General features: G+C 44.4%; 17 protein-coding genes. 8 read left to right on the plus strand and 9 right to left on the minus strand.

Translation table 11 applies throughout. The features are described from left to right. Nucleotides 1–44 precede the first annotated feature (44 nt). Nucleotides 45–1,193, minus strand: coding sequence for a UDP-4-amino-4,6-dideoxy-N-acetyl-beta-L-altrosamine transaminase (gene pseC / locus ACVBIU_RS12685; RefSeq protein ID WP_447163909.1), 1,149 nt, complete (start codon nt 1,191–1,193; stop codon nt 45–47). Continuing rightward, a complete protein-coding gene (pseB, locus tag ACVBIU_RS12690; protein WP_447161449.1) occupies nt 1,190–2,191 on the minus strand; it encodes a UDP-N-acetylglucosamine 4,6-dehydratase (inverting) in 1,002 nt (333 codons plus the stop codon). Before pseB ends, pseC begins: the two co-directional genes overlap by 4 nt. Before the next feature lie 340 nt (nt 2,192–2,531). On the opposite strand from pseB, the gene ACVBIU_RS12695 reads away from it, so the two are divergent. The 3 genes from ACVBIU_RS12695 (at nt 2,532) to ACVBIU_RS12705 (ending at nt 6,144) form a co-directional block, all read left to right on the plus strand. Then, nucleotides 2,532–4,961, plus strand: a complete 2,430-nt coding sequence (locus tag ACVBIU_RS12695) for a 6-hydroxymethylpterin diphosphokinase MptE-like protein (protein ID WP_447163908.1) — start codon at nt 2,532–2,534, stop codon at nt 4,959–4,961. Nucleotides 4,962–5,070: 109 nt separating this feature from the next. Further along, nucleotides 5,071–5,550 (plus strand): DUF2947 domain-containing protein, encoded by a 480-nt coding sequence (locus ACVBIU_RS12700; protein WP_447163907.1) that lies wholly within the window; start codon nt 5,071–5,073, stop codon nt 5,548–5,550. Between the two features lie 33 nt (nt 5,551–5,583). Next, a complete protein-coding gene (locus ACVBIU_RS12705; protein WP_447163906.1) occupies nt 5,584–6,144 on the plus strand; it encodes a chalcone isomerase family protein in 561 nt (186 codons plus the stop codon). A gap of 24 nt (nt 6,145–6,168) precedes the next feature. Here ACVBIU_RS12705 and ACVBIU_RS12710 read toward each other — a convergent pair whose 3' ends face one another. Beyond that, on the minus strand, nt 6,169–7,068 hold the full coding sequence (locus ACVBIU_RS12710) for an autotransporter outer membrane beta-barrel domain-containing protein (protein WP_447161453.1): 900 nt from the start codon (nt 7,066–7,068) through the stop codon (nt 6,169–6,171). Nucleotides 7,069–7,299: 231 nt separating this feature from the next. Beyond that, on the minus strand, nt 7,300–7,914 hold the full coding sequence (locus ACVBIU_RS12715; RefSeq protein ID WP_447161454.1) for a TetR/AcrR family transcriptional regulator: 615 nt from the start codon (nt 7,912–7,914) through the stop codon (nt 7,300–7,302). 193 nt (nt 7,915–8,107) lie between these two features. Here ACVBIU_RS12715 and ACVBIU_RS12720 point away from each other — a divergent pair, with 193 nt between their 5' ends. Next, on the plus strand, nt 8,108–9,220 hold the full coding sequence (locus ACVBIU_RS12720) for an efflux RND transporter periplasmic adaptor subunit (RefSeq protein ID WP_447161455.1): 1,113 nt from the start codon (nt 8,108–8,110) through the stop codon (nt 9,218–9,220). A 5-nt stretch (nt 9,221–9,225) separates the two neighbouring features. Then, nucleotides 9,226–12,318, plus strand: coding sequence for an efflux RND transporter permease subunit (locus ACVBIU_RS12725; RefSeq protein ID WP_447163905.1), 3,093 nt, complete (start codon nt 9,226–9,228; stop codon nt 12,316–12,318). A 297-nt stretch (nt 12,319–12,615) separates the two neighbouring features. Here ACVBIU_RS12725 and ACVBIU_RS12730 read toward each other — a convergent pair whose 3' ends face one another. Then, on the minus strand, nt 12,616–12,867 hold the full coding sequence (locus ACVBIU_RS12730) for a YdcH family protein (RefSeq protein WP_447161457.1): 252 nt from the start codon (nt 12,865–12,867) through the stop codon (nt 12,616–12,618). Between the two features lie 218 nt (nt 12,868–13,085). Here ACVBIU_RS12730 and ACVBIU_RS12735 point away from each other — a divergent pair, with 218 nt between their 5' ends. Next, the gene (locus ACVBIU_RS12735) at nt 13,086–15,089 is read left to right on the plus strand and encodes a methyl-accepting chemotaxis protein (RefSeq protein ID WP_447163904.1); all 2,004 of its coding nucleotides are present in this window, start codon (nt 13,086–13,088) and stop codon (nt 15,087–15,089) included. Nucleotides 15,090–15,332: 243 nt separating this feature from the next. Then, nucleotides 15,333–15,905: a hypothetical protein gene (locus tag ACVBIU_RS12740; RefSeq protein WP_447161459.1), complete on the plus strand. Its 573-nt coding sequence runs from the start codon at nt 15,333–15,335 to the stop codon at nt 15,903–15,905. Nucleotides 15,906–16,351: 446 nt separating this feature from the next. On the opposite strand, the gene cydX is transcribed toward ACVBIU_RS12740, so the two are convergent. The 4 genes from cydX to purL form a co-directional block, all read right to left on the minus strand. Next, nucleotides 16,352–16,468 (minus strand): cytochrome bd-I oxidase subunit CydX, encoded by a 117-nt coding sequence (gene cydX, locus ACVBIU_RS12745; RefSeq protein WP_447161460.1) that lies wholly within the window; start codon nt 16,466–16,468, stop codon nt 16,352–16,354. Between the two features lie 14 nt (nt 16,469–16,482). Beyond that, on the minus strand, nt 16,483–17,622 hold the full coding sequence (cydB, locus tag ACVBIU_RS12750; RefSeq protein ID WP_447161461.1) for a cytochrome d ubiquinol oxidase subunit II: 1,140 nt from the start codon (nt 17,620–17,622) through the stop codon (nt 16,483–16,485). 15 nt (nt 17,623–17,637) lie between these two features. Continuing rightward, entirely contained in the window at nt 17,638–19,194 is a 1,557-nt protein-coding gene (locus tag ACVBIU_RS12755) for a cytochrome ubiquinol oxidase subunit I (RefSeq protein ID WP_447161462.1), read from the minus strand. A gap of 1,226 nt (nt 19,195–20,420) precedes the next feature. Then, nucleotides 20,421–24,302, minus strand: coding sequence for a phosphoribosylformylglycinamidine synthase (gene purL, locus ACVBIU_RS12760; RefSeq protein ID WP_447163937.1), 3,882 nt, complete (start codon nt 24,300–24,302; stop codon nt 20,421–20,423). A 304-nt stretch (nt 24,303–24,606) separates the two neighbouring features. Between purL and mltF the strand changes: the two genes are divergently transcribed. Then, nucleotides 24,607–26,034: a membrane-bound lytic murein transglycosylase MltF gene (gene mltF, locus ACVBIU_RS12765; protein ID WP_447161201.1), complete on the plus strand. Its 1,428-nt coding sequence runs from the start codon at nt 24,607–24,609 to the stop codon at nt 26,032–26,034. The last annotated feature ends 19 nt before the right edge of the window (nt 26,035–26,053 follow it).

The following is a 26,053-nucleotide window of genomic DNA, read 5'->3' on the forward strand; positions in this document are numbered from 1 at the left end:
ATAGCCAGATTGAATACACTCTGGCTAAAGATAATAATGCGTGGCTATTGCGCTAATGCGAGTGCAAGCTGGTCACAAATATAATCAACTTGAGTGGTGTCGAGCAGTGGGTGCAGTGGTAAGGTCACAATCCCTTGGTAAAAAGCTTCGGCAGCAGGAAAATCACCGCGTTTAAACCCTAAGGAGCTGTAATAAGGTTGGGTGTGGACAGGAATATAATTAACATTGGTACCAATATTAGCCTTACGCAGATGATTAAAGACCTGCTTTCGAGCGATGTTCTCGGGTAGTTTGATTATCATCAAGTGCCATGCACTATAGCTATCATCGCGTGGTTGAACAAAATCAACACTCAGCAACTGTAAACGTTTAGCGTAATAATCGGCTAACTCGTTTCGACACGCAACTAACTGCTCAAGCTTGTCAAATTGACTCACACCTAGCGCCGCTTGTAACTCGGTCATACGATAATTAAAGCCCAGAACTTGCTGCTCATAATACCAAGGCTCGTCTACGTTTTCGCAAATAAGCTCATCTCGAGTCACGCCATGGCTACGCAACAGTTTCATCGCTTTGGCCAAAGCGGCATCATTGGTTGTTGCCGCGCCGCCCTCGGCCGTGGTGATAATCTTTACAGGGTGAAAACTAAATACTGTAATGTCACTGTATTGGCAGCTTCCAAGCGGACGGTTTAAATAACTGGCACCAATGCAATGCGATGCATCTTCAATCACTTTAAAGTCAAACTCTTGAGCCAAGCTTGCCAAGGTCTGCATATCACAACTGTGACCAGCTAAATGCACGGGGATCACCACTTTAGGTAAGCCCCCCAACGCCTCAGCCTGTATCAGTTTTAAACGCAACTTAACCATATCCATGTTGCCAGTAGCGGGTTCTACATCGACAAAATCAACCGAAGCACCACAGTACAGGGCGCAGTTAGCCGAAGCGACAAATGTGATAGGGCTCGTCCAAACACAGTCACCGTCGCCAACACCCAACGCTAAACAGGCAATATGAAGAGCTGACGTCGCGCTATTGACAGCGATGGCATATTGAGCTCCTGTAAACTGGCAAATGCGTGACTCGAAAAGAGGCACTTGCGGGCCTTGAGTCAAAAAGTCTGATTGCAGGACCTGTACTACAGCATCAATATCACTTTGAGTGATATGCTGTTTGCCGTATTGGATCATAAACCTAGGTTCTCATCCAAAGCTAAAATTTCATCCGAGTTCAAAAAGTGAGGATTGTTACCTGAGTGGTATTCGTAACCTAGCTCAACTAACTGACCTTGCTCACCTAACATGTTGGTTGAGTATTCATTACTTCGGCCAAAAAAGGTAATGCTTGGGGTGATCACAAAATGGTCGTCAAACTCAATGGTGTGGTGCGAGTCATCGGCAGGACACATGATTTCATGCATTTTTTCGCCAGGACGAATACCAATGATTTTATGTTCTAAATCGGGGGCGTAGGCCTGTGCTAAATCAGTCACTCGTACTGAGGGGATCTTAGGAACAAAAATCTCACCGCCTTGCATGCGCGAGAAATTCTTAAGCACAAAGTCGACGCCATCTTGCAGCGAAATCCAAAAGCGAGTCATCTCTTCATGGGTGATGGGTAAACAGGTTTCGCCTCTTGCTACAATCGATTTAAACAGGGGTACTACTGAGCCACGTGAACCAACCACATTGCCATACCGAACAGCAGAAAAGCGGGTCTTTCCTTCACCAACAATATTATTAGCAGCCACAAACAACTTGTCAGAAGCCAGCTTAGTAGCGCCATACAAATTAATCGGATTGGCGGCTTTATCTGTTGATAACGCTATGACTTTTTCAACATCATTTTCAATGGCTGCTTTAATCACATTCTCTGCACCATGGATGTTCGTTTTAATACATTCCATTGGATTGTATTCAGCAGCAGGAACCTGCTTAAGCGCAGCGGCATGGATAACAAAATCTACATCACGAAAAGCTTGTTTTAATCTATCACCATCGCGAACGTCGCCAATAAAATAGCGCATACAAGATTGATTAAACTCTTGCTGCATCTCGTACTGTTTTAGCTCATCGCGTGAAAAGATAATAAGGCGTTTTGGCTTATAACGTTCAAGAATGGTTCTTGTGTACATTCTTCCGAATGAACCCGTGCCACCCGTTATCAATATTGATTTATTATTAAACATTACTTTCCACCATCGCCCTTCAAAATATAAGCTGTCAAAAAAATATCACTGGCACCTGCTTAATTATGATTATCGCAATATGCGTGCCAAAAATAAAACCGCTAAATGCTAGTCTAATCGATTCGATCACCCCTTCACTAGCGAAAACAAACTCATCACTCAATCGAATAACTAAAATTGCTTATTTATACCACTAATTAAGCTATATCATGGCAATTTAGCACTGCTTACATAAAAATGTGGTATTAAAATTGCTTCGCCCAAGCATACCGACTTTCTAGTTGTAATGCTCGTGCTATAACGGTTTCTAAGCACTCAAGATGAATACACTGAGGACAAAATGCAAAGCGCTAATCTAAATACCTTTAATACTTTTGCGATAAGTCAGTTTAATGAATACTACTTACCTAGTGTAAACCGCCAAGCCTTTGAAAAAGTTGATTCAAAGACCCATTTTGACAAAATGTTTAAAGCGTCGTTTACACGAGAAAATCAACTCCACATTATCATAGGTCTAGATTCTGGATTACTGGCTAACTATGTTCTTGAATTAGCCTTCCCTGAAGATAGCCAATTTATATTTGTTGAACTAGAAACCGTCCTAGATGTACTCAGTGTTGATATTCCCGATGAGTTAAAACAAAAGATAACCATCTGCTCCATAAATGAATTAAACGAAGAGCTTAATTGCCGTAATAACCCCATCTTTATCACTAAAGATAAACTCCAGGTTCATCAATCTCTAGCCGTTAAAAGTCAGCATTTACAAGAATACTCGCAGTTAAATAGCGATGTAATAAAACTTGTAAACCAAGCCAGATGTGAGCATAAAAGCTCATTTAACCAAGAAGTGTTTGTTGAACAGCAACTACTGAACCTAACCGAGAATCATATTCCGGCATCGATCCTTAAACATCGGTATCAAGGCAAAACCTGTATTGTCACTGCTGGCGGCCCCTCTTTAGACGATCATTTAGGCTGGATTAAAGCCAATAGAGACGATTTGTTCATTATTGCCGTCTCGCGTGTAGCTGCAAAACTCACTAAAGAAGGCGTTGCGCCACAAATTATTGTTTCAGTCGATCCTCAAGAATTAAGCCTAGAAGTCAACAGCGAGATGATGGCGCTACATGAAACGAGCTTATTGATCCACTCCTACCACGTATGCGCACGCATTCTGTCTCAGTGGTCTGGGCGTCACCTTTTTACAGGCACTCGATTACTTTGGGATGAAACTGACGATAAAGGCAATATTGACTCAGTTGGCCCAACGGTCACCAATGCCGCGATTGAAATAGCAGCAAAACTCGGCTTTACCCAAGTATTGTTAACCGGAGCTGATTTTTGTTATTCACAAACAGGCCATACTCATACAAGTGGAACGCTTGAGGCTAATCTTGGACCCAATATGGGGCATATCGGTGAATGGGTCGAAACCTATTCTGGAGATAAAGCCGAAACGATTTTTCAGTTAACTGAAGCAAAGAAAGCCTTAGCGTATCAAGTTAATACCCTTGATAATTGTAAAGTCATTAATTTATCAATCAATGCTGCAGTCGTTCCTAATATCGACTACCTGCCTTTAGATAACATCATTATCGAACCTGCGAACTGTTGTCATAAAACACTATTGGCCTTTGTAGACAGTTATACGGTGTCACCAACAAAACATTACCAATATTGTTTGAAACAGGTAAGCCAAGTTGTGAAGGACTTACAAGAGATAACCCAATTAGCGCAATCAGCCTTAACGCTTGTTCACAAAGCGAAAAATGCAGCCTTGCTGGAGAAAATTGAATACAAGATTAATAAGCGTCATAGTAAAATAGCGAAAGTCATCAAATTCTATGGCTACTTGGCATTTAGTCGCTTCTTATCTACCTCTGATAGCTCTAAATGGTCTCAAAGCCAGATAGAGCAGATGAGCATCGATTATTATCAAGCATTTGTGAGCGTATCAGAGCGACTGCTTACCATTATCAAACAGGCTGAAAAACGTTGTTATTCACGTCTTGCTGAACTAAACCCGCAAACTGAATTAGCCCAACTCATTAGACAGTGGCAGCAAGACAATCAACCCGGTCGAGCCTTAGTATGGGCACATCACTTACCTCGCGAGCTAACGCCTGGTGAACTTGAGGCCACTGAGCCTTTAGTTCATGAATTCAAACTGCAATTAACCGATCATCAGCGATATAAATCTAAGCTTGCCACAGGTTACTCACTAGAAGATGTGTTCGATAAATTGGTTACCTTGGTGTTAGATAAAAACCTACAAGGTCTAGCCTTGATGGTTAACACATTAAGTACAAGAGTCACTGAAAGTGACTTAGCAAAACGCCTATACCACTTAGCAAATTCCTATTACCTAGAGTTGCAAGGTGATAGTCAGCAAGCATTATCAACCTTATTAGAGCTGAGTTCAGAGCAATTTACTGAAGTTGAATTCAAACAAATCAGTATATTAGCGCTTAGGTTAGGACAATTAGAACTTGCAGCAATCGCATTGCAACAGTTAGTCACCTTTAGTGATGATTATCTGCCTCAATATGCCCATATACTCAAGCTTCAGGGGCAAGCTCAGTTTGCTCTCAACACCTATATGGATTATTTAAATAAATATACTGACGATATTTTGGTATGGCTAAAATTAGGTTCTTTCCTGATTGAAATAGAGCAAATACAAACTGCTAAAGATGTTTTTCAGCAAGTGCTTAATCTAGACCCTACGAACCAGATAGCCGCCAATCAACTGACGAAAATCATATAGACGAATGCGCCGCTGTCTACATTTGTTAGCAGCGGTATCTAATTCCTATACAAAGTTTTATAATCGCCTTCATTAATTTTCCTGTGATTTGGTTTTTGGAGATCATCGCTTGGCACATACTTATATTCCATTTGAACAATACAAACGTAAATGGATTTTTAATCATAAAGACCTTCCTGTTACCGATGAAGACAAGGCGCTTATTTTGCCGCTTGATCAGAAGTCATCAATGGAAGTTTGGAATAAGTGGATAAGCAACAAAAGTAGCCGCACAGAACAGTTCACTAAAGGTGACTGGGCAGCTAAAGACACTGCTTGGGTGTTAACCGAACACTGGCAAAGTGCTTGGGATAGTGAAGATCCTGCTTTACCTGAAGGTTTTAGCGAGCATTTTGATTGGGCTGACGACGCCCCCGTATATTTCTGTTACGACAAGTACCAAGTGATTGAAACTCGCTGGGATGTATTTGTGCGTAACTGGAAGTCTTTCCTGTTCTTTGATGATGGTCCACTGCTGATCTCTGCAAAGCAAAAGCAGACAGCACTATTTCACCAAAATGGTCAGTTCCAGTTAGGTTCTCGTGGCTAATTGCCGGCCGTTACCTACCATTTCGAGGTTATTATGAAGTTCATTTCGACCCTATTATTAGCAACCAGTGTGTTGGTTTCATCGTCATTGCAAGCTAAAGAGGTTTCTGGCGTTCAGTTAGATGACTCAATCAATATCGCCAGCCAAACATTGGTGCTCAATGGCGCAGGTGTGCGCAGTAAGTTCTTTATCGACTTGTATGTTGGCAGCTTATATGTGCCAACAGCCCTCGACTCTGCCCAAGCGGTACTTGATGCGCCAAGCGCTGCCGTTCGTCTTAATATCACTTCGGGTATGATCACCGCCGATAAGATGAAAGATGCCATCACCGAAGGTTTTTCTGATGCAACTGACGGCAATACCACGCCAATAGCCGCTCAAATCGAGCAATTTATGGGGCTGTTTAGCGCTGAAATTGTTGAAGGTGACCAATTTACCTTATTAGCCGATAAAGCTACCGGCGTCACCGCGTACAAAAATGGTCAAGCTCAAGCAACCATTGCGGGTGAAGACTTTCGTCAGGCATTGCTAAAGATCTGGTTAGGTAAAGAGCCTGCCCAGAACAGCTTGAAAGAAGCCATGCTGGGCCAATAGCAGCCACTTGTAGACGATAAATAGTTAAAACTTAAATGTGACATCCAGGGCGGCTGCGCCTTGGTTGTCGATATCCTCAACACTGTTTTGCGGATTGAGCTCTAACTCACCATTAAAGAAATACCCCGCATAGGCATTAACGCTTACAGAGCGCGAGATATCCCAGCCGACTCTTGCAAAGCTTACCCACTCGTCAATTTCTGCAGTATTTTGTTTATCGGCAATTAAGAAACGATTAGTGCGTTTAGATGCCCCAAGGCCGACGTTCCAATCAGATGCCAGCTGATAGCTAAGCTCTAAGCCTGCCGGTCCACTAAAACCTGCTGAGAATGGATTTCCGAGTTTCAAGTTTTCAGTGATCTGCCAGTTAACTGCAATAAACGGTACGGTTCTAACTTCATCAATATCATTCAGATACGCGACCCCAATACCTAATACATTTCCCGAGTCAAAACGATACATACCGGATAACACGGCACCATAACTTTGTGCATTACTCGATGATGCGCTGTCGGCATATGCATATTGCAACTTTGGCGCAAGCATGAACATCCAGTTTTTGTTGGGACGATAAGAGAGAGATAAACTCGCTTTGTAACGTTCAATCTTATCCCAGGTTTGAGTGCTATCTTTTAGACGTGCCGAGCGCCAATCATAATCTAAATTATCATAACCAACACCCGCACCTATCGACCACTGCTTACTGAGGCGCATATTAGCTTTAAAATCAAACATCCACTGGTCACGCTGTAACTCATTACCGTCATCACCAACAGATGCTGTGCCCGTTGTTATCCTTGAAGCACTTAATGTAAAAGGGCTCGGTCGATAAGATGATGGTTTCCCGTTCTCTTTAGCTAATACTGTTGGGGACACAATCAATGTTGATAAGGCAAGTACGCTCACTGCCAGAGGCTTTTTCATATTGCTAACTCCATTAGCTAATCATTATTCAGGCAACATGTAATAACACTAGTTCATTGCAACTCTACCTTACGATAAAGCTTAGCTACAGGATCATTTTGTATCTAATTAATCGTTTATAGCATTCGTTTATAGCATTAGTTCATCACGAGCACTCATCGCAATGGCTCGGTTATTACTAAAGCGGAACGACCCTAATAACAAAGAGCTAAAGCGCCTTGTTATTTATCCTTAACTGACTTTATAAGCCCTTAAGAACATCTCTACCGTCTCGTTAATGTACTGCTCACGTTCGGCAAGTAAATCACTCACGTCTAAGCCAAGATCAAGTCTCATACGTACCTCACCAAAAATCATCAAACAAAGGCGCACCGCGCAATGCTGAGGATGATTGAACTCATACACACCAAGTGTAGAAACCCGTGTTAAATAGTCTCGCAATAAACCTAAAATATGCTTAGGCCCCGCGCTATAGAATAACTGTGAGATCTCTGGGTGCGAGTCAGCTTGTGACACGCAAGCTTTAAAAACGGTGACAGCTTCGGGGCTGGTTATCACCTCGCCAAAGTGTTTGGCAAACAAAGATAAGCTGGCCTCTGGCGTTGATGGATCTGACAACAACTCTTGATTGACCCCATGTACTAGGCACTTAGACTCAATCGATGCAACGAAGAGATCGTCTTTACAGCCAAAATGAGAGTACACCGTTTGTTTCGAGACCCCCGCTAACTTAGCCACTTCATCCATGCTGGTATTGGGAAAACCCTGCTCGCAAAAGAGATCTTTTGCAGCCTGCAAGATCTGCTCACGCTTTTGCTCACTTCGACTCAATACTGGTGAATTCATAAAGGGCTTCACTCCTGCGGTAGGCCTTGTTGGTAAATCACTCGTGCTATTTAAGCATAAGATGGACTATCCAGTCCATTTAGCACGCAAATGGACTGGACAGTCTAGTTTTGAATCACTAGACTAGGCAGTCTAGTTTAACCAATTTTTAACCTAATGCACAAAATTGCGTTACCAATACAGGCTGAAAGTAATGAATATCAAAAGAGTTATAACTCGTCGTAAGCTGCTACTTAGCTTAGTTGTAGTCACTCTATTGCCAGCATGCCAGGACTCATCGGTCGAGCAAGCTGCTACGCCAAGTTATCAGTCTGTTAATGCAGAGGTGTTAAATCTCAGTGAGGGCTATGAATTTGTTCAAGAATTTTCAGGTACCATTCGTGCTGGTAACACCACTGGTATAGGTTTTGAACTGGCGGGAAAAATTAACACCTTAGCCGTTGATAGTGGTGACAGAGTCAAACAAGGCCAACTACTGGCAAAACTCGATACTCGCCTGTTAATGGCTGAAAAAAATGAGTTAGATGCAAGTCTCTCGCAAAACAAAGCTGACGTAGACTTAGCTAAGGCCACATTAGACAGAAGCCTAGGGTTGCAACAACAAGGCTATGTATCAGAGCAGCAGCTTGATGAACTCAAAGGCCAACTGAGCAGTTTACTGGCAGCCAAAAACCGCTTACATGCGTCATTACTTGCTAACCAATTAAAAATTGAAAAGTCAGACTTACTCGCCCCCTTTGATGGCGTTATTAGCAAGCGAAGCCATAACTTAGGTGAGGTCATCGGTGTCGGCAGCCCAGTTTTCACCATCATAGAGCAAAATAATGTTCAGGCGTATGTAGGGGTGCCAGTCGAAATAGCCAATAACTTGGTGGCAGGTCAAGGTGTCGACTTAAGAGTCAGGCAGCAACACTACCCTGCAAGCATTGCTGGTATTGGTGCCGAGCTAAACCCAGTGACTCGCACAGTTGAAGTGAGGCTGACTCTGCCCGCTGACGCTAATGTTATTAACGGTGAGCTAAGTTACTTAAACTACGATAAAACCATCATCAATCAAGGCTATTGGGTGCCGATAAGTGCATTAACCGATGGTGTGCGCGGATTATGGAATATTTATGTCCTGACTCAAACTGATGAACCACTGTTTAGCATCGAACGTCGGGATGTTGAGATCATCTATACCGCTAAAGATAAAGCCTTTATCAATGGCGCGGTTAGCCCTAATGAACAATACGTCTCACAAGGGTTACATAAACTGGTCGCGGGTCAATTGGTCACTCGCCAAACTCAGCTCGTGACGAGGTAACGCAGATGGTTAAGTCATTAGTTGAAAATGGACGCCTAATCAGTCTGATCATAGCCCTGCTGATTGTCGCAGGCTTTGGCGCAATATCTAGCCTGCCACGTATGGAAGATCCTGAGATCACCAACCGCTTTGCATCGGTGATCACTCATTATCCTGGCGCCTCTGCCGAGCGAGTCGAAGCATTAGTTACCGAGGAACTTGAAAGTGAGCTGAGACGGCTTGAAGAGTTAAAGCTGGTGCAGTCCACATCAAGACCCGGGATCTCTGTCATCCAACTTGAATTAAAAGACAGTGTGGTAGAAACCGCGCCCGTATGGTCTAGAGCACGAGATTTAATCGCAGATGCCAAAGCTCAGCTGCCAGCGTCAGCACAAAATCCCACTCTTGACGACCAACTCGGTTACGCCAATACCGCTATACTCGGCATCGCATGGCGCGGTGGCGGCGAAGTGCGTACCGATATGCTTAACCGCTACGCTAAAGAATTGCAAAGTCAGCTACGGCTACTCAGTGGCACCGATTTTGTTAACATCTATGGCCAACCAACTGAAGAGATCTTGGTCCAGCTGGACGGTAATAAAGTTAACCAGTTAGCCCTATCAGCGCAGTCTATCGCACAAATTTTACAAAATGCCGATGCTAAGGTATCTGCAGGTGAGATCAATAACGACAACTTTCGTGCGCTCATCGAAGTCTCCGGTGAACTTGACTCGATTGCACGCATCGGCCAAGTGCCGTTAAAAGTTACCGAGAATGGGCAGATAATCCGTTTAGGTGACATTGCACACATTAGTCGTCAACCCAAAGAACCCGCCAACAGCATTGCGCTAATAGAGCAACAACAAGGCGTGATGGTCGCCGCAAGAATGCTCAGTAACACCCGTGTCGACCTTTGGCTTGAACAAGTTAGGCTGTCAGTTAATGAGTTACAAAGCAGTATTCCTGCCAATATCGAGATTGAGTGGCTATTTGACCAAGAAGGTTACACCACAGATAGACTAAGCGATTTAGTGGGCAGCTTATTATTAGGCTTTGTGATTATCTTAGTGGTGTTGATGCTGACACTCGGACTGAGAAATGCCCTTATAGTCGCATTGTCATTGCCTCTCACCGCGCTTTTCACCTTAGCCTGTATGAAATATATTGGCCTACCAATCCACCAAATGTCGGTCACAGGTCTTGTGGTCGCGCTGGGTATTATGGTCGATAACGCCATTGTGATTGTTGATGCCATCTCTCAGCGCCGCCAAAAAGGCATGGATAGTCTCAGTGCCGTGAAAGAAACCTTGCAGCACCTATGGTTACCTTTAGCTGGCTCAACCATTACCACGATGCTCGCCTTTGCGCCAATTGTGTTAATGCCTGGCGCTGCCGGTGAGTTTGTTGGCGGCATTGCTATCTCGGTCATGTTTGCCTTACTCGGCTCTTTTATTATCTCGCATACGATTATTGCAGGTCTTGCCGGCCGCTTTGGCGCTGATGGCAAAGGCACTCACTGGTATCACCACGGTATTAACTTACCCTTTATGAGCAATGCCTTTAGGCAAACATTGACGCTTGCGTTATCACGCCCTTTGCTAGCAGCTGTGGTCATCGGCGTATTACCCGTGATGGGCTTTATTGCCGCAGGCAAGATGACCGAGCAATTTTTTCCGCCATCTGACAGAGATATGTTTCAAATTGAAGTCTATCTCGCTCCGCAAGCCAGTATTAGCAATACCCGAGCGCAAGTGGCAAAAATCGATGCTAACTTACGCCAAACGGATGGCATAACTCGAATTGATTGGGTCGTCGGCGGCAATGTGCCCTCTTTCTATTACAACCTATTACAGCGCCAGCAAGGGGCGAGTAATTATGCCCAGGCTATGGTAAAAGCCCGAGATTTTGCTACCGCAAATCAGTTGATCCCTCAGCTGCAAATTTCACTCGATAAACAGTATCCAGGCGCACAAATTATTGTGCGTAAGCTCGAGCAAGGTCCACCATTTAATGCCCCTGTAGAGGTGCGTATTTTTGGCCCCAATCTTGACCAGCTTAAGCTACTTGGCGAGCAAGTTCGCAAAGCGTTATCGGATACTCAAGATGTTATCCATACCCGTGCCACCCTAAGTGCTGGGGCGCCCAAAGTCTGGTTCCAGATCAATGAAGACGCCAGCTTAATCAGCGGTCTGTCATTAACCGATATCGCTAAACAGATAGAAATGGCCACCACTGGTATTAAAGGCGGCAGTATTTTGGAGCAAACTGAATCCCTGCCGGTGCGCGTTAGATTGGGTGACAGCACCCGCGAGCAACAAACCAAACTGTCGGCTATCACGCTAGTGTCGGGTCAAGGTACTGGTATCCCGTTATCGGCGATTTCAAGCAGTCAAATTGAGGTGAGCCGCGGCGCGATCCCTAGACGTGATGGCCAGCGAGTCAACGTGATTGAAGCTTACATTACAGCTGGCGTGTTACCACAAACTGTAGTGGATAATGTGAATGCTAAACTCGACGCGATTGAGCTGCCTAGTGGCTACCGCCTAGAGCTCGGTGGTGAAAGTGCTAAACGTAATGAGGCGGTAGGCAACTTAATGTCTAATCTGGTCCTTGTGATCACTCTGCTGTTGGCCACGGTAGTATTGTCGTTCAACTCGTTTAGACTCACTGGGATCATTTTATTTAGCGCCATTCAGTCTGCAGGCTTAGGCCTACTCGCGGTATATACATTTGGTTATCCGTTTGGCTTTACAGTGATTATCGGTTTATTAGGTTTAATGGGGCTTGCGATTAATGCGGCTATCGTCATTTTAGCCGAGCTTGAAGAGGTGCCAGCCACGCGAAATGGCGATACCCACTTGATTGTCGAACTTGTCTCCAGCTGTGGCCGCCATATCGGTTCAACGACCATTACAACCATTGGTGGATTCCTGCCGTTAATCATTGCAGGAGGCGGTTTTTGGCCGCCCTTTGCCATTGCGATAGCTGGCGGAACCTTACTGACGACCTTACTTTCATTAGTATGGGTGCCAACAATGTATTACTTGATTATGCGGCCTAAGAAAGTTAAACAGCTAAGCCCAAATGCCCCGCTAGCAAGTGACGAAGTCAGTCGTTAACGGTTTGTTCCTCGGTATTGAGCATCACTCCCTTACTCACATAAGTAATGGGAGTGGTTATATTAAGAAGAGTACTGCAAGAACGACTCATTCAAGGGCATTCAGACTGATGCTATGAGTATTCAAGTGAGATTAAAAAGAGATTTCAACACTATTCAAACACGATTTAACGGCTATAACATATAGCCGTGTATAAGAAGTCGCTGTGGAAGCACAGCAGTTGAACATCAAAGCTAAGTTAATCTAATACACATCAAAGCTAATCATTAAAGCTAATCATTAAAGCTAAGCGCACAATTAAGCTAATTTGGAGTGTGCGACTAATATCTGATAGATTTGATCCTTAAGTGCCACCCGCTCCGCCTTTAACGCCATAAAGTGCGCATCACTGGTCGGCACTTCATTTTCTTCAAAACCACGAATTTGATGATCGAGTTGATGATATCGTTTCGCTAACACGCAAAATGCTTTATTGCGGCTCTTAAGCTCAATAATCGCTGACAAGTATTCTGGAAACTCGTGGGTCAGCAAGTGGTTTTCACCCAACATATTTCTCTCCTTATTATGTATTCATTATTATGCAACCAGTAGACATTATCGTCGTTAGCTTAACGCTTAGCTAGCGATCGCAGTTATTTCACATCCTGCTTACTGTAAAGATATCTTTAGCCAATTTGTTATCAATGGTTAACTTATAGACCTGCATCAATTCTTTTTAAAAAGAATTCAATTACATTGACTTAACCCTCAGCAAAAATTGAAACTGTATGAACTATAAAAATTGGCCGATTGCTAAGCAAATTGGCATGCTTGCTTTATTACTCACCGTACTCATTTTTGGCTTTCTTGGCTGCGTTTCCTATTTAACCGCATCAGATGTGTTAAGAGATAAGGGCATTAGCGCGATGCAGGCTCAAACCAAAGGCACTGCAGATTTAATCGAGCTGCAATACGAGAGTCTATTATCGCTCGCCAAGCGTAATGCTGACGTGTTTCGCGCCATGTATCCTGGTAACTTCCATAAACCAGATAAAACGGTCCGAGTCATGGGAGTTGAAACGCCAGCGCTCAGGCATGAAAGGGAACAAATTAACGCCTCTAAGAGTAAAGTCGACCGCTACTCTAACTTAACTGGCGGCAACGCAACCGTATTTGTTCGCGAAGGTGATAACTTTATCCGCATCTCGACTTCGTTAAAAAAGTCTGATGGTAAACGGGCATTAGCGACCTACCTTGATAAACAGCATCCTGCTTATAATGCCATGTTAAAGGGCAATGACTATGAAGGTTATGCTCAGCTGTTTGGTAAAGACTACATGACTATCTACCGCCCAATTAAAGATAGTAGTGGCAGCGTAATCGGCATTTTATACATAGGCTTCGATATCAGTGGTTCATTAGCACAATTACGCGGTGCGATTAATAAGCTCCAGTTAGAAGAGTCTGGCCACTATTTGTTAGTACGTAAATTAGACCACACCATAGTCGCTCATCCAAAGCACTCTGCTGGTAGCAAAGTCAACACTGACATCCTTGATGGGATAACCCTAGAGCAAGCTCTAACTCACCTTGGCTCGTGGGAATATACCAATAGTAAGGGAAAAACCGCTTATGCCTATACCATCGATATCCCAGGCTGGAACTGGTCGCTGATTGGGCAAGTGGATGGCGCAGAGCTTAACGAAGAAAGTGTTACCTTACTCAACATTAATATGGGCGTGTCGTTAATCGGCATGATGGTCATTACCTTGCTGTTGTCTTTGGTTCTGGTTCGAGCTCTCAAACCACTTGGAACATTACAAAATCAGCTTGAAAAGCTGGGTTCGGGCGATCTGTCCCAACACTTTGCTGCTAGCGAGGCTAACAGCAAAAATGAGGTAGATTTAATCACTAACAGTACCGCTAAGATGGCGACGAATCTCAGGGAGCTTATATTAGCTTTGCAGCAGTCGGTCACCGCACTGCAAACACATTCTAACCACACTCAAGAGACCGCTCGTTTAAATGGTGAAGAAGCACAATCCTTAATGGCACAAACAGACCAAATCGCCACAGCCATCGAAGAGATGTCAGCCTCTGTACGCGATGTTGCTAACCATGCAAATGAAGGTGCGAGCATGAGCCAGCGAGTCGATGATGCAGCCAAAGGTGGGCAAGCCCTTCTTAATGACTTAGTTAATGGCCTACAAAGCCTAAGTAATCAACTGACTGATAGCCACAATAGTGTCGAAGTGGTCAATAAAGAGAGTCAAGCAATCAGCCAAGTTACCGAAGTCATTAACAGCATTGCCGAGCAGACCAACCTGCTTGCACTAAATGCAGCCATTGAAGCGGCGAGAGCGGGTGAGCAAGGTCGAGGTTTTGCCGTCGTCGCCGATGAAGTGCGCACCCTAGCGCAGCGAACTCAAACGTCTATAGCCGAGATTGGAAAAACCATTACTCAGCTGCAGTCTCAAGTGAAACTGACTGCTGGGCAGATGAACCAAAGTAATGAGCTTGGTGATGCCTCTGCCGCTCAAGGTAATGAAGCGATTGTACAGCTTATAGAGATCAACAGCAGCATTGCAGAACTCGCCACAACAGCCAGTAGTATTGCCAGTGCGACAGAGCAACAAAGTGCTGTAGCCGAAGAGATCACTCGCAATCTACATCAAATTACCGAACTTGCTAGAGACGGCGAACAACGCGCTGGAGACAGTGTCGATTCAGCTGAAAGCTTAGCTTCTATTGCCAATGAGATTAATACTAAGATCAGCGTGTTTAAGGCGTAATGTTTCAGCCAAGAGCACAATGACTCATCAATGAAGTCACAAAGGCAGCCGAGAGAGCTGCCTTTTTCTTTGTTCAAACAAGCTGAAGACACATGCTATAGCTCTGATTTTAAATATATTTAACTGATTAACTGCTAGATTTTTTAACTAACAGCGTTCTATAATCCGGCCACATTCATGTATAACAGTGTTGTTTCACAATACTGTTATACAACACAACGACCATTCATATTGAGTACCTATATGTTACGCAACTTTTTCATCGTTTGTTTCATCTTGATTATGGCCGGCTGTGCCAGTCCGCAAATTAATTCGGTCCAGGGTAAGAAATTACTGATCATTGCCGGTGAAGGACTCAATACCACCTATGAAGATAGCCCCGCCGCAAATGGTTTTCTTTTTGAAGTAGGTAAAACCTTTGCCACAGATCTTGGTCATAAACTGGAAGAGTTTGGCTTTGAGTCTTATCTGTTTGTCAGCAAAGACTCGGCGACCTATAAGCAAGAGTATCAACGCGCAGTAAACCGCTTGATGACCGACGAAACCATTGATGGTGTCGCTGAAATAAAAGTGCTGCATACTAAAAATGATAAGGTTAATGAAATTGCAGTTTACGCAACGTATTTCACTACTGATCTGATGGTCAAAGGCTGCGATCTACGCACCTCTAAAAATTGCTATAGCGTCAAAGAGCTAGACAAAATAGGCGATAAAATCTATCAAATTGTCGACCAAAAAACTGAGCAGTTTAATGACACCCCCGTATCAGAAATGGTAATGGACACCTCGCTGTTTATCTATCGCGCCGAGCTATAATAATTGACTCATTGACATGTTCTGCCACTAGGCTTCGGCTGAAGCCTAGTAATCCTTTACTTTCCCTTAGCCTGTACCAGCCTTTCTTAGCACCTTCTTTTACCATCTCAGCTTACCCTTAAAAGATTGATGGGCTGAGGCTCAACCTACAATAAACAAGAGTTAGGCTTTACTCCTTACCTACCCAGCTTATACCGTTTTAGCTTGCATCATCTTAGCTCGTATTATCTTAGCTCGTATCATCTTAGCTTTCCGTAAGTGAGCCAGCGAACGTTCCGTCAAGCGTAAGGCCGTAGGCCGCTCCGCTTTCATCGTCTTTGCTTTCACCGTCTCAGCTTTTCCTAGCTCCTAGAACCTGCTTTCCCTAGCACCTGTTTCTACCTTCTTTAAAAACAAAAAGCCCCGCATTAGCGGGGCTCATACTTAACCATTCAACTGTTTAAAGATTAATCTTCTTTTTCAGCGTCACGGTCCATATTCTCAGTCGTTTCAAGCCATAGAGCATTGATAATACCGAAAGAACAGGCTAACAATACGCCTAAAATCCAAGCAAAATACCACATAATCTAGGCTCCTATTAGTAAAGTGAGGTCTTGTTCTTTTCGATGAAGTCGCGAGATAAACGACCAAACATCTTCAAGTAAGTCCAAACAGTGTAGCTAAGTACAATCGGTACAAAGATGATTGCAGCCCATGTCATCACGGTTAGTGACATCTCACTCGCTGTCGAATCCCACATAGTCAAACTGACGTTTGGCTCTAGTGAAGATGGCATAACGAATGGGAACATTGCTGCGCCACACGTTAGAATAACCGCTGCAATACCTACTGAGCTAAAGAAGAACGCAAAACCTGAACGGTTAATGCGGCTACATAGCAATACTAAAATAGGCATAAGTAGGCCAATCACTGGGAACGCCATAGTCAGTGGATACTTATCGTAGTTCACTAACCAAGCGCCTGCTTCAACAGCAACTGTTTTAAGGGTTGGGTCAGAAACGCCATACGTGTCGATAGCTGAAGTAATCACGTAACCGTCAATACCATTCACTAACCACACACCCGCAGCGCCGAAGAATACGAATAGTGCTACAGATAGCAACTGCGACATCTTAGCAGCGCGTTCGCGTAGCTCGCCTTCTGTCTTCATTTGTAGCCAGGTTGAGCCCTGTAGCATAAACATGCTCACGCTCACTAGGCCAGCTAGAATACCAAAGCCATTTAGTAAACCGAAGAAACCGCCGTGGTATGTCGCACGCAAGTATTCGTCAAAGTTAAACGGAACACCTTGTAGCAAGTTACCAAACGCAACACCGATGATTAGTGGCGGAACAAAACCACCCACAAACAGTGCCCAGTCCCAAGACTTACGCCATCTTGGATCTTCAATCTTTGAACGGTAGTCAAAACCTACAGGGCGTAGGAATAATGCAAACAGTGTTAACATCATTGCCACGTAGAAACCTGAGAAAGACACGCCGTAGACCATAGGCCAAGCTGCGAACAATGCACCACCCGCGGTGATCAACCAAACTTGGTTACCATCCCAATGCGGTGCAATAGAGTTAATCATGATACGGCGATCAGTGTCGTCTTTACCGATAATCGGTAATAAGGCACCCACACCCATATCGAAGCCATCTGTGACAGCGAATCCGATGAAAAGCACACCAATCAGTGCCCACCAGATAAATCTTAACATTTCATAATCAAACATAATCAGATCTCCAGTTTAGGCATCAAGCTTTTCAAAGTGATAGCGACCCGTCTTCAAACAGCTTGGGCCAATACGCGCGAACTTAATCATTAGATAAAGCTCAATCACTAGTAAGATTGAATAAAATAGCGTGATAGAAATAATACTGAACATTAAATCGCCTACAGACAAGCTAGAGGCTGACATAAATGTCGGCAGTACTTCAGAAATCGTCCAAGGTTGACGGCCGTATTCAGCCACAAACCAACCACACTCAATCGCAATCCACGGTAGTGGTAAGCTGTAAAGTGCCGCTTTAAGAACCCATTTCTTCTCTTCGATTTGATGACGCGTGCTCTGCCAAAATGCAGCAGCAAACACTAATAACATCACCATACCGGCACCAACCATGACACGGAAAGACCAGAACATAGGTGCTACGTTTGGAATCGAGTCATTAGCCGCGGCTTTGATTTGCTCTTCTGTTGCGTCAGTCACTTTGTCAGTGTAACGCTTCAGTAGTAAGCCATAACCTAAGTCAACTTTAGCGTCTTCAAATGCCGCTCTAACTTCAGGCGTTTCATTACCGTTACGCAATTGCTCAAGCAGACCGTATGCAACCATACCGTTACGAATACGCACTTCATGCTCTGCAATTAAGTCCTTGATACCCGTTACTTGCTCATCAAGTGAACGAGTGGCAATGATACCCATAGCATAAGGAATTTTGATTGCGTAATCAGTGTGCTGGGTTTCCTGATTAGGGAAACCTACTGCAGTAAAGGCTGCTGGAGCAGGCTCAGTGTGCCACTCAGCTTCAATTGCTGCTAACTTAACACGTTGTACTTCACCCACCTTGTAGCCTGACTCGTCACCAAGAACGATTACAGACAAGATAGATGCCATACCGAAACTTGCAGCAATCGCAAACGAGCGACGTGCAAATGGTAAGTCACGCTTCTTCAAGATGTAGTAAGCACTGATTGCTAGAACGAACATCGCACCGGCAACATAACCTGACGCTACAGTGTGAACAAACTTCACCTGCGCAACTGGGTTAAAGAGTACTTCGCCCCAGCTGGTCATTTCCATACGCATGGTTTCGTAGTTGAATGTGCTACCCACTGGGTTTTGCATCCAGCCGTTAGCCACTAAGATCCACAATGCTGACATGTTAGAACCTAGCGCAACTAACCAGGTTACCGCCAAATGTTGGCGTTTACTGAAACGATCCCAACCGAAGAAGAACATACCGACTAAGGTAGACTCTAGGAAGAACGCCATTAGGCCTTCGATAGCAAGTGGAGCACCAAAGATGTCACCGACGTAGTGCGAATAGTATGACCAGTTAGTTCCGAACTGGAACTCCATCGCCAAACCAGTTGCAACGCCAAGTGCAAAGTTGATACCGAATAACTTACCCCAGAACTTGGTCATATCTTTATAGATTTGCTTATTGGTCATCACATAAAGTGATTCCATAATGGCTAGCAAGAATGCTAACCCCAAGGTCAAGGGAACAAATAGGAAGTGATACATGGCTGTCATCGCAAACTGAAAACGCGACAGCTCAACAACCTCTTCTAAAATCATTTGTGACTCCTTAGGTGGTGCGTCAAATCACTTTCGTTAGATCCCCATCAACGAGAGTGACTGCCTATATAGGAATATTAATGCAGTAAAATAGTTAGGTTTTATAACAAAACCCCAACTTCAACCGCGCTTCGTTGTTTAATTCATAAATTTTGTATTTTAAAGCCAAAAACACTAGCAAGCCCACGCTTGCGATCACATTTTTAATGGCCGTTGTGACTTCCTTCTCGAAAACGCAAATAAAGAATAAACAAATTAGTTAATATCAGTCACTTGCAATACGAAATAAGGTTATCCGCAGTGTTTTTATACCATTCAAAATTGATTCAAATCAATCAAAGCATTCGGTTTCAACGGGTTTTGAGGTGAAGCACACAGTTCCACCATGAAGACCGTTGACAGCATAAAACACTCATGGTAGGAACGATTCAAAAGTGAACAAAGTAGACAGTTTTAGCTAATAAGCAGCTATTTCACACCTAACCTTGCAAAACACCATTCTTTAACAAACCCAGCAACAGTAATCATAGTGCAAATAGGTAATGCAAAAATTGAATTTCTATAGTAAAGCCATTTAAAACAACACCTTACAAAAAAGCCTGCGGAAATTGATTTCAAGGCCTACATTTTCGGATAAGTTTTAATAATGTCAAAGTGTAATTTTTCTCGTTTGATCAAAAATTAGACCTCGCCTAAAATGAGCACCAAGTTAAGGAGACAGTCTGATTAACCCGGTGATGTAGCCCGGTAAAGACTTACTCCGCTTATTATTATCAATCTTGGTGGAGATACCATTATGACAAAATTATTCGAGCGTCTAGTTGTTAGCTATCAGCGTGTTTTCGTTGAACTTTATACTTCTAGAGAGCTATAAACACTGCTTTCTAATGCAAGATTTATCTTGAAGTTTTGTTAGCGCAAAGCGGCCCTCCTTAGTAATAAGGGGGGCTTTTTTATGCTTCACTCATTATTCTCGTACCTCATCGAAAAAAGCCCACTACTTTCAAAGACTACTAATAACCTCTGCTTATCGATAAAGCTGCTCTGACTAGGCCAAAACACATTAAATTAGTATTCCATGATTGACTAAACAACCACTAATCTCTTGTTTAGTCAATCTTGTTTACTAAAACACTTACCCATCAAAAATTTCATATAAAAAAAAGCCCCTAAATATTAGAGGCTTTCTTAGTATCAAATCAGTATTACATCAGCATTGATGCATATTATCCGACTGATTTTCTCACGTTGCGGAACATTCTCATCCAAGGGCTATCTTCGCCCCAAGACTCAGGATGCCATGAGTTAGCAACGGTTCTAAATACGCGCTCGGGATGCGGCATCATAATCGTTACTCGACCGTCAGTTGAGCTCAATGCAGTAATCGCATTTGGCGAGCCATTCGGGTTCTGTGGATACTGAGTTGCAATTTGCCCATTACCATCAACATAACGTAGTGCAATCGTACCCGACGCTTCTGCAGCCGCTAACGCTTCAGGCGATGCAAACTCAGCGCGCCCCTCACCATGTGACACAGCGATAGGCATGCGAGAGCCTTCCATACCTTGGAAGAACAAAGATGGACTCTTTTGCACTTCAACTAGGCTAAAGCGGGCTTCAAAACGCTCAGAGCGGTTACGCACAAAGTGTGGCCACAATTCAGTACCAGGAATGATGTCTTTTAAGTTAGACAGCATCTGACAACCGTTACATACACCGAGTGAGAAACTGTCATTACGTTCAAAGAACTGGCTAAACTGCTCACGAGCACGCTCGTTAAACAGAATTGACTTAGCCCAGCCTTCCCCCGCGCCCAGTACGTCACCGTAAGAGAAACCGCCACACGCCACTAAGCCCTGGAACTCCTCTAAGCTAATGCGGCCGCTTAAGATGTCACTCATGTGAACGTCTGTCGCCTCGAAACCTGCGCGATCAAATGCCGCTGCCATTTCAATATGCGAGTTAACGCCCTGCTCACGCAAAATAGCCATCTTAGGCGCTGCGCCTTTTAGGATAAATGGCGCGGCAACGTCTTCACTTGGGTCAAAACTTAAATCAACAGTTAGACCTAAATCGCTAGCGTCTTGCTTAAGCTCGAACTCTTCTTTAGCACACTCTGGGTTGTCACGTAACGCCTGCATGCGATAAGTGGTTTCAGCCCAAATAGTGCGTAGTGAAGTACGGGTTTCAGTTAGTACTTCACGCATCCCATCAAAGATTGCAATGCTGTCGCTATCGTTAAGCTCTGCAACTTTGTGGCAAGGTACGCCAGCCGCAGCAAACTTTTCAGTGATAATCGCAGCGTCTTGACGACGAACTTGAATAACCGCACCTAGCTCTTCGTTAAACAGACGTTCAACGTCAGTACCTGTTAGTGCACTCAAGTCAACATTTAGACCGGTGTGGCCGGCAAATGCCATCTCAACTAAGGTCGTGTAAAGACCGCCATCACTTCTGTCGTGGTACGCAATAATTGATTTATCGGCAATCATTGGCTGAATGGTTTCGAAGAAGCCTTTTAGGGTGGCAGAGTTATCAAGATCTGGCGCGATATCGCCCAGTTCACTGTAAACCTGAGCTAAACAAGAGCCACCTAAGCGATTCTGGCCAAGACCAAGGTCAAGCAGTAACAGGTCTGTTTCGCCTTTATCGGTGCGAAGCTCTGGCGTGACAGTGTTACGCACATCTTGCACCACTCCAAATGCGGTGATAACCAACGACATAGGAGAGGTCACGGTCTTTTGAACGCCGTTATCTTCCCATGCCGTTTTCATCGACATTGAGTCTTTACCCACTGGGATAGTCAAAGACAAATCAGGGCAAAGCTCTTCACCAATGGCTTTTACTGCTTGGTAAAGACCCGCGTCTTCACCTGGATGACCCGCTGGTGACATCCAGTTTGCAGACAGTTTAATGTGCTTAAACGAGCCAATATCAGTACCAGCAATGTTTAAGATTGATTCAGCAACTGCCATACGCGCTGATGCGCCAAAGTCCAGTAGTGCAAGCGGCGTGCGCTCACCCATAGACATCGCTTCACCTGTGTATGAGTCATAGCTTGATGCAGTAACCGCACAATCAGCCACTGGTACCTGCCAGGGGCCAACCATTTGGTCACGATTAACAAGGCCTGTTACCGTTCTATCACCGATAGTGATAAGGAAGGTTTTCTCGGCAATAGTAGGTAAACGCAGTAAACGGTGCGCCGCTTCTTGAACTTCAATCGCGCTTTGGTCAAGCGCGGCAGAGTTAGCTTTAGCACTCACCACATCGCGGCTCATTTTAGGCGCTTTGCCTAATAGCACTTCTAGTGGCAAATCGATTGGGTGGTTTTCAAAGTGCTCATCGCTAAGGACAAGTTCTTTTTCTTCCGTCGCTACGCCAACAACTGCAAATGGAGCGCGCTCACGCTGACAAATTGCGCTGAACAGCTCAATGTTTTCAGGCGCAATTGACATCACGTAACGCTCTTGTGACTCGTTACACCAAATTTCTAATGGGCTCATGCCTGGCTCATCAGAGGGCACTTTACGTAGCTCAAACTTACCGCCACGTTCACCATCATTCACAAGCTCTGGGAATGCATTTGATAGGCCGCCCGCGCCCACATCGTGGATAAACTGAATCGGATTGTCATCACCCATCTGCCAGCAGCGGTCGATAACCTCTTGGCAACGGCGTTCCATCTCTGGGTTTTCACGTTGCACAGAAGCAAAGTCTAAGTCTTCACTCGACTGACCTGAAGTCATTGATGACGCCGCGCCGCCGCCCAAACCGATGTTCATCGCAGGGCCGCCAAGCACTACTAGCTTAGCGCCAACGGTGATCTCACCTTTTTGTACATGCTCTTCACGGATATTACCTAAACCACCCGCCAACATAATGGGCTTGTGGTAACCACGAACTTCAACACCGTTGTGGCTGTTAACTTCCTGCTCGTAAGTGCGGAAGTAACCCACTAGGGCTGGGCGACCAAATTCGTTATTAAACGCTGCGCCACCAAGTGGGCCCTCGGTCATAATATCAAGTGCGGTTACGATACGATCTGGCTTACCGTAATCAGCTTCCCATGGCTGAACAAAACCTGGGATCTTAAGGTTTGAAACACTAAAGCCTGTTAAACCGGCCTTTGGCTTAGAGCCTCGACCTGTCGCGCCTTCATCACGAATTTCACCGCCGCTGCCCGTTGCTGCACCAGGGTATGGGCTAATAGCTGTCGGGTGATTGTGGGTTTCAACTTTCATTAAGATGTGCATCGGCTCTGTGTGGTAGCCATAAACACCATCTTGTTTCGGGAAGAAGCGACCGGCTGTTGAGCCTGTCATTACCGCAGCGTTATCTTTATAAGCCGATAATACGTTTTCAGGGGTCTTCTCGAAGGTATTCTTAATCATCTTAAACAAAGACTTTGGCTGCACTTCACCATCGATTGTCCAATCTGCGTTAAAGATTTTATGACGACAATGCTCTGAGTTTGCTTGAGCAAACATCATTAGCTCGATGTCATTTGGGTTACGACCTAGGCGAGTAAAGTTCTCTACTAGATAGTCAATTTCATCATCGGCTAATGCCAAGCCTAGCTTAGTGTTAGCTTGCTCAAGTGCAACTCGACCTTCGCCAAGCACATCAACGCTGGTGAACTTTGCCGGCTCAGTGCGAGCAAACAATACGCTAGCGCTATCAAAATTTGGCAACATTACTTCAACCATACGGTCGTGTAATAGCGCCGTTAACGCTTTAGTTTGTTCGGTAGATAACTCGTCGGCCACAACATAATAGGCAATACCACGCTCTAGGCGCTTAACCTTATTCAGACCACAATTGTGGGCGATATCTGTTGCTTTTGATGACCAAGGAGAGATGGTACCGGGACGGGGGGTGACAAAGTGGAGATAGCCTTCTGGCGTGTGCGCTTCGATAGCGGGGCCGTAGGTTAAGATTTTTTCAAGCTGTTGACTTTCATTTTCATTTAACTGCTCGTTCAAATCAGCTAAATGGATAAACTCGGCATAGATTTGGCGCACTGGCAGTGCTGCCGATTCACAAGCTTGCATCAGCTTCTGTACTCTAAACGCCGAAAGTGCAGGGGCTCCGCGGATGATCTCCATCACGTCTTTTCACCTTATATATTATAATTGCAGGGTCAGATCTGGCGCTATTATAGGGAAATGTTTGTCACAAATCATCAGCAGTCGCTATAGAAAACAGTGTTTCCTGTACAGGAAAAAGCGCCTCGATTTTATTTGCTATTGAATGCGCTGATTTCCAGCAAAAAAACAATTTAGGTTCATACTGGATCTAACAGCAACAGCAAATATGCCATTTTTTTACGGCAACCAAGAATGTGTTATAATCGACGGCTATTTCTTTATATTCCTTATAATTTAAGTTAAGCGCTAACAAAAATAACCCATGAAAAGACTGTTACTTATTCTATGCTGTATCACCTTACTGGCTGCCTGCCAGAAGGTTGTCGTGGAACAAGAAAAGCCAGTCTTTGTCCCTGAACCGACTGAGTTAAATGTGGGTACCATATATGGTCCACAGATCTTCTTTACCTCTGGCCAAGGCGATTCTGGCTACGATTATGAGATGGCAGAGCGCTTTGCTAAGTATCTTAATCTCGAATTAAAGATGCAGCCCTACGCCACGATTAGTGAGCTATACGCTGCGATGCGAAGTGGTGAAATTGATATCATCGCCGCAGGTCTTGGAGATACGCCAGCAAGGCGAGAACAATTTAGAGTTGGACCACCGCTTTATCGTGTTAATCAGGTCTTGGTCTATCGCCAAGGTACGCCTGTGCCAAAAAACATTAATCATCTTGATGGCAAAATCACAGTGACGACTGACTCGTCTTTTGTCGACACCTTAACAGAGCTGCAAAAATCCAATCCCGATTTAGTCTGGAATCAAGAAAAAGACAAAGATTCTGAAGAGCTACTCATGATGATTGCCGCGGGTGATATTCCCTATACGATTGCCGACTCTACCAGTTTCGATATCAACAGACGTTTTATGCCAGAACTGCGTGAAGGATTAATTCTTAAGCGTAAGCAACCTGTGGTTTGGCTGTTACCTGCGAACAATAGTGACAAGCTGATGAGCGAACTCCTTGCGTTTTGGCATAAAGAGAAGCGTGACGGTACCTTAGCTCACCTTGACGAAAAATACTTTGCCCATGTTGAGCGCTTTGATTATGTTGATACTCGTGCTTTTATTCGCGCGATTGATAATAAGTTACCCAAATATCAGGCGACCTTTGAAAAACATGCTGGCGATATAGACTGGCGTAAATTGGCCGCGACTGCCTATCAAGAATCGCACTGGAACCCTAATGCTCGCTCACCCACTGGTGTACGTGGTTTAATGATGCTGACCTTGCCGACAGCAAAACAGGTTGGAATTAAAAACCGACTCGACCCATACCAAAGTATTAAAGGGGGGGCGAAATACCTGACTAGCATGCTCGAGCGCCTGCCAGATTCGATTCCTGAAAGCCAAAGGATGTGGTTTGCTCTCGCCTCTTATAATATTGGCCTTGGCCATGTTGAGGATGCCAGAAAGCTTGCTCAGGCTCAGGGGTTAAACCCGAGCGCATGGAGTGATGTAAAAACCATATTACCACTGCTACAAAAACGTCAGTACTACAAGCAAACCCGCTACGGTTATGCCCGTGGTAATGAGGCGGTGCATTATGTTGATAGCATTCGTCGTTATTACGACACCTTAGTGTGGATTGATAATCAAAATAGCTTACTTGAGCTCAAGAAAAAGCCCCTCCAAACAGCCGAAACTCAAGAGCCTAAGCTTGACGTTTCACAGCCGCAGCAGCCTTAAGCCAATAGACAGCCTTGAG

The organism is Shewanella sp. 30m-14 (assembly GCF_052977125.1).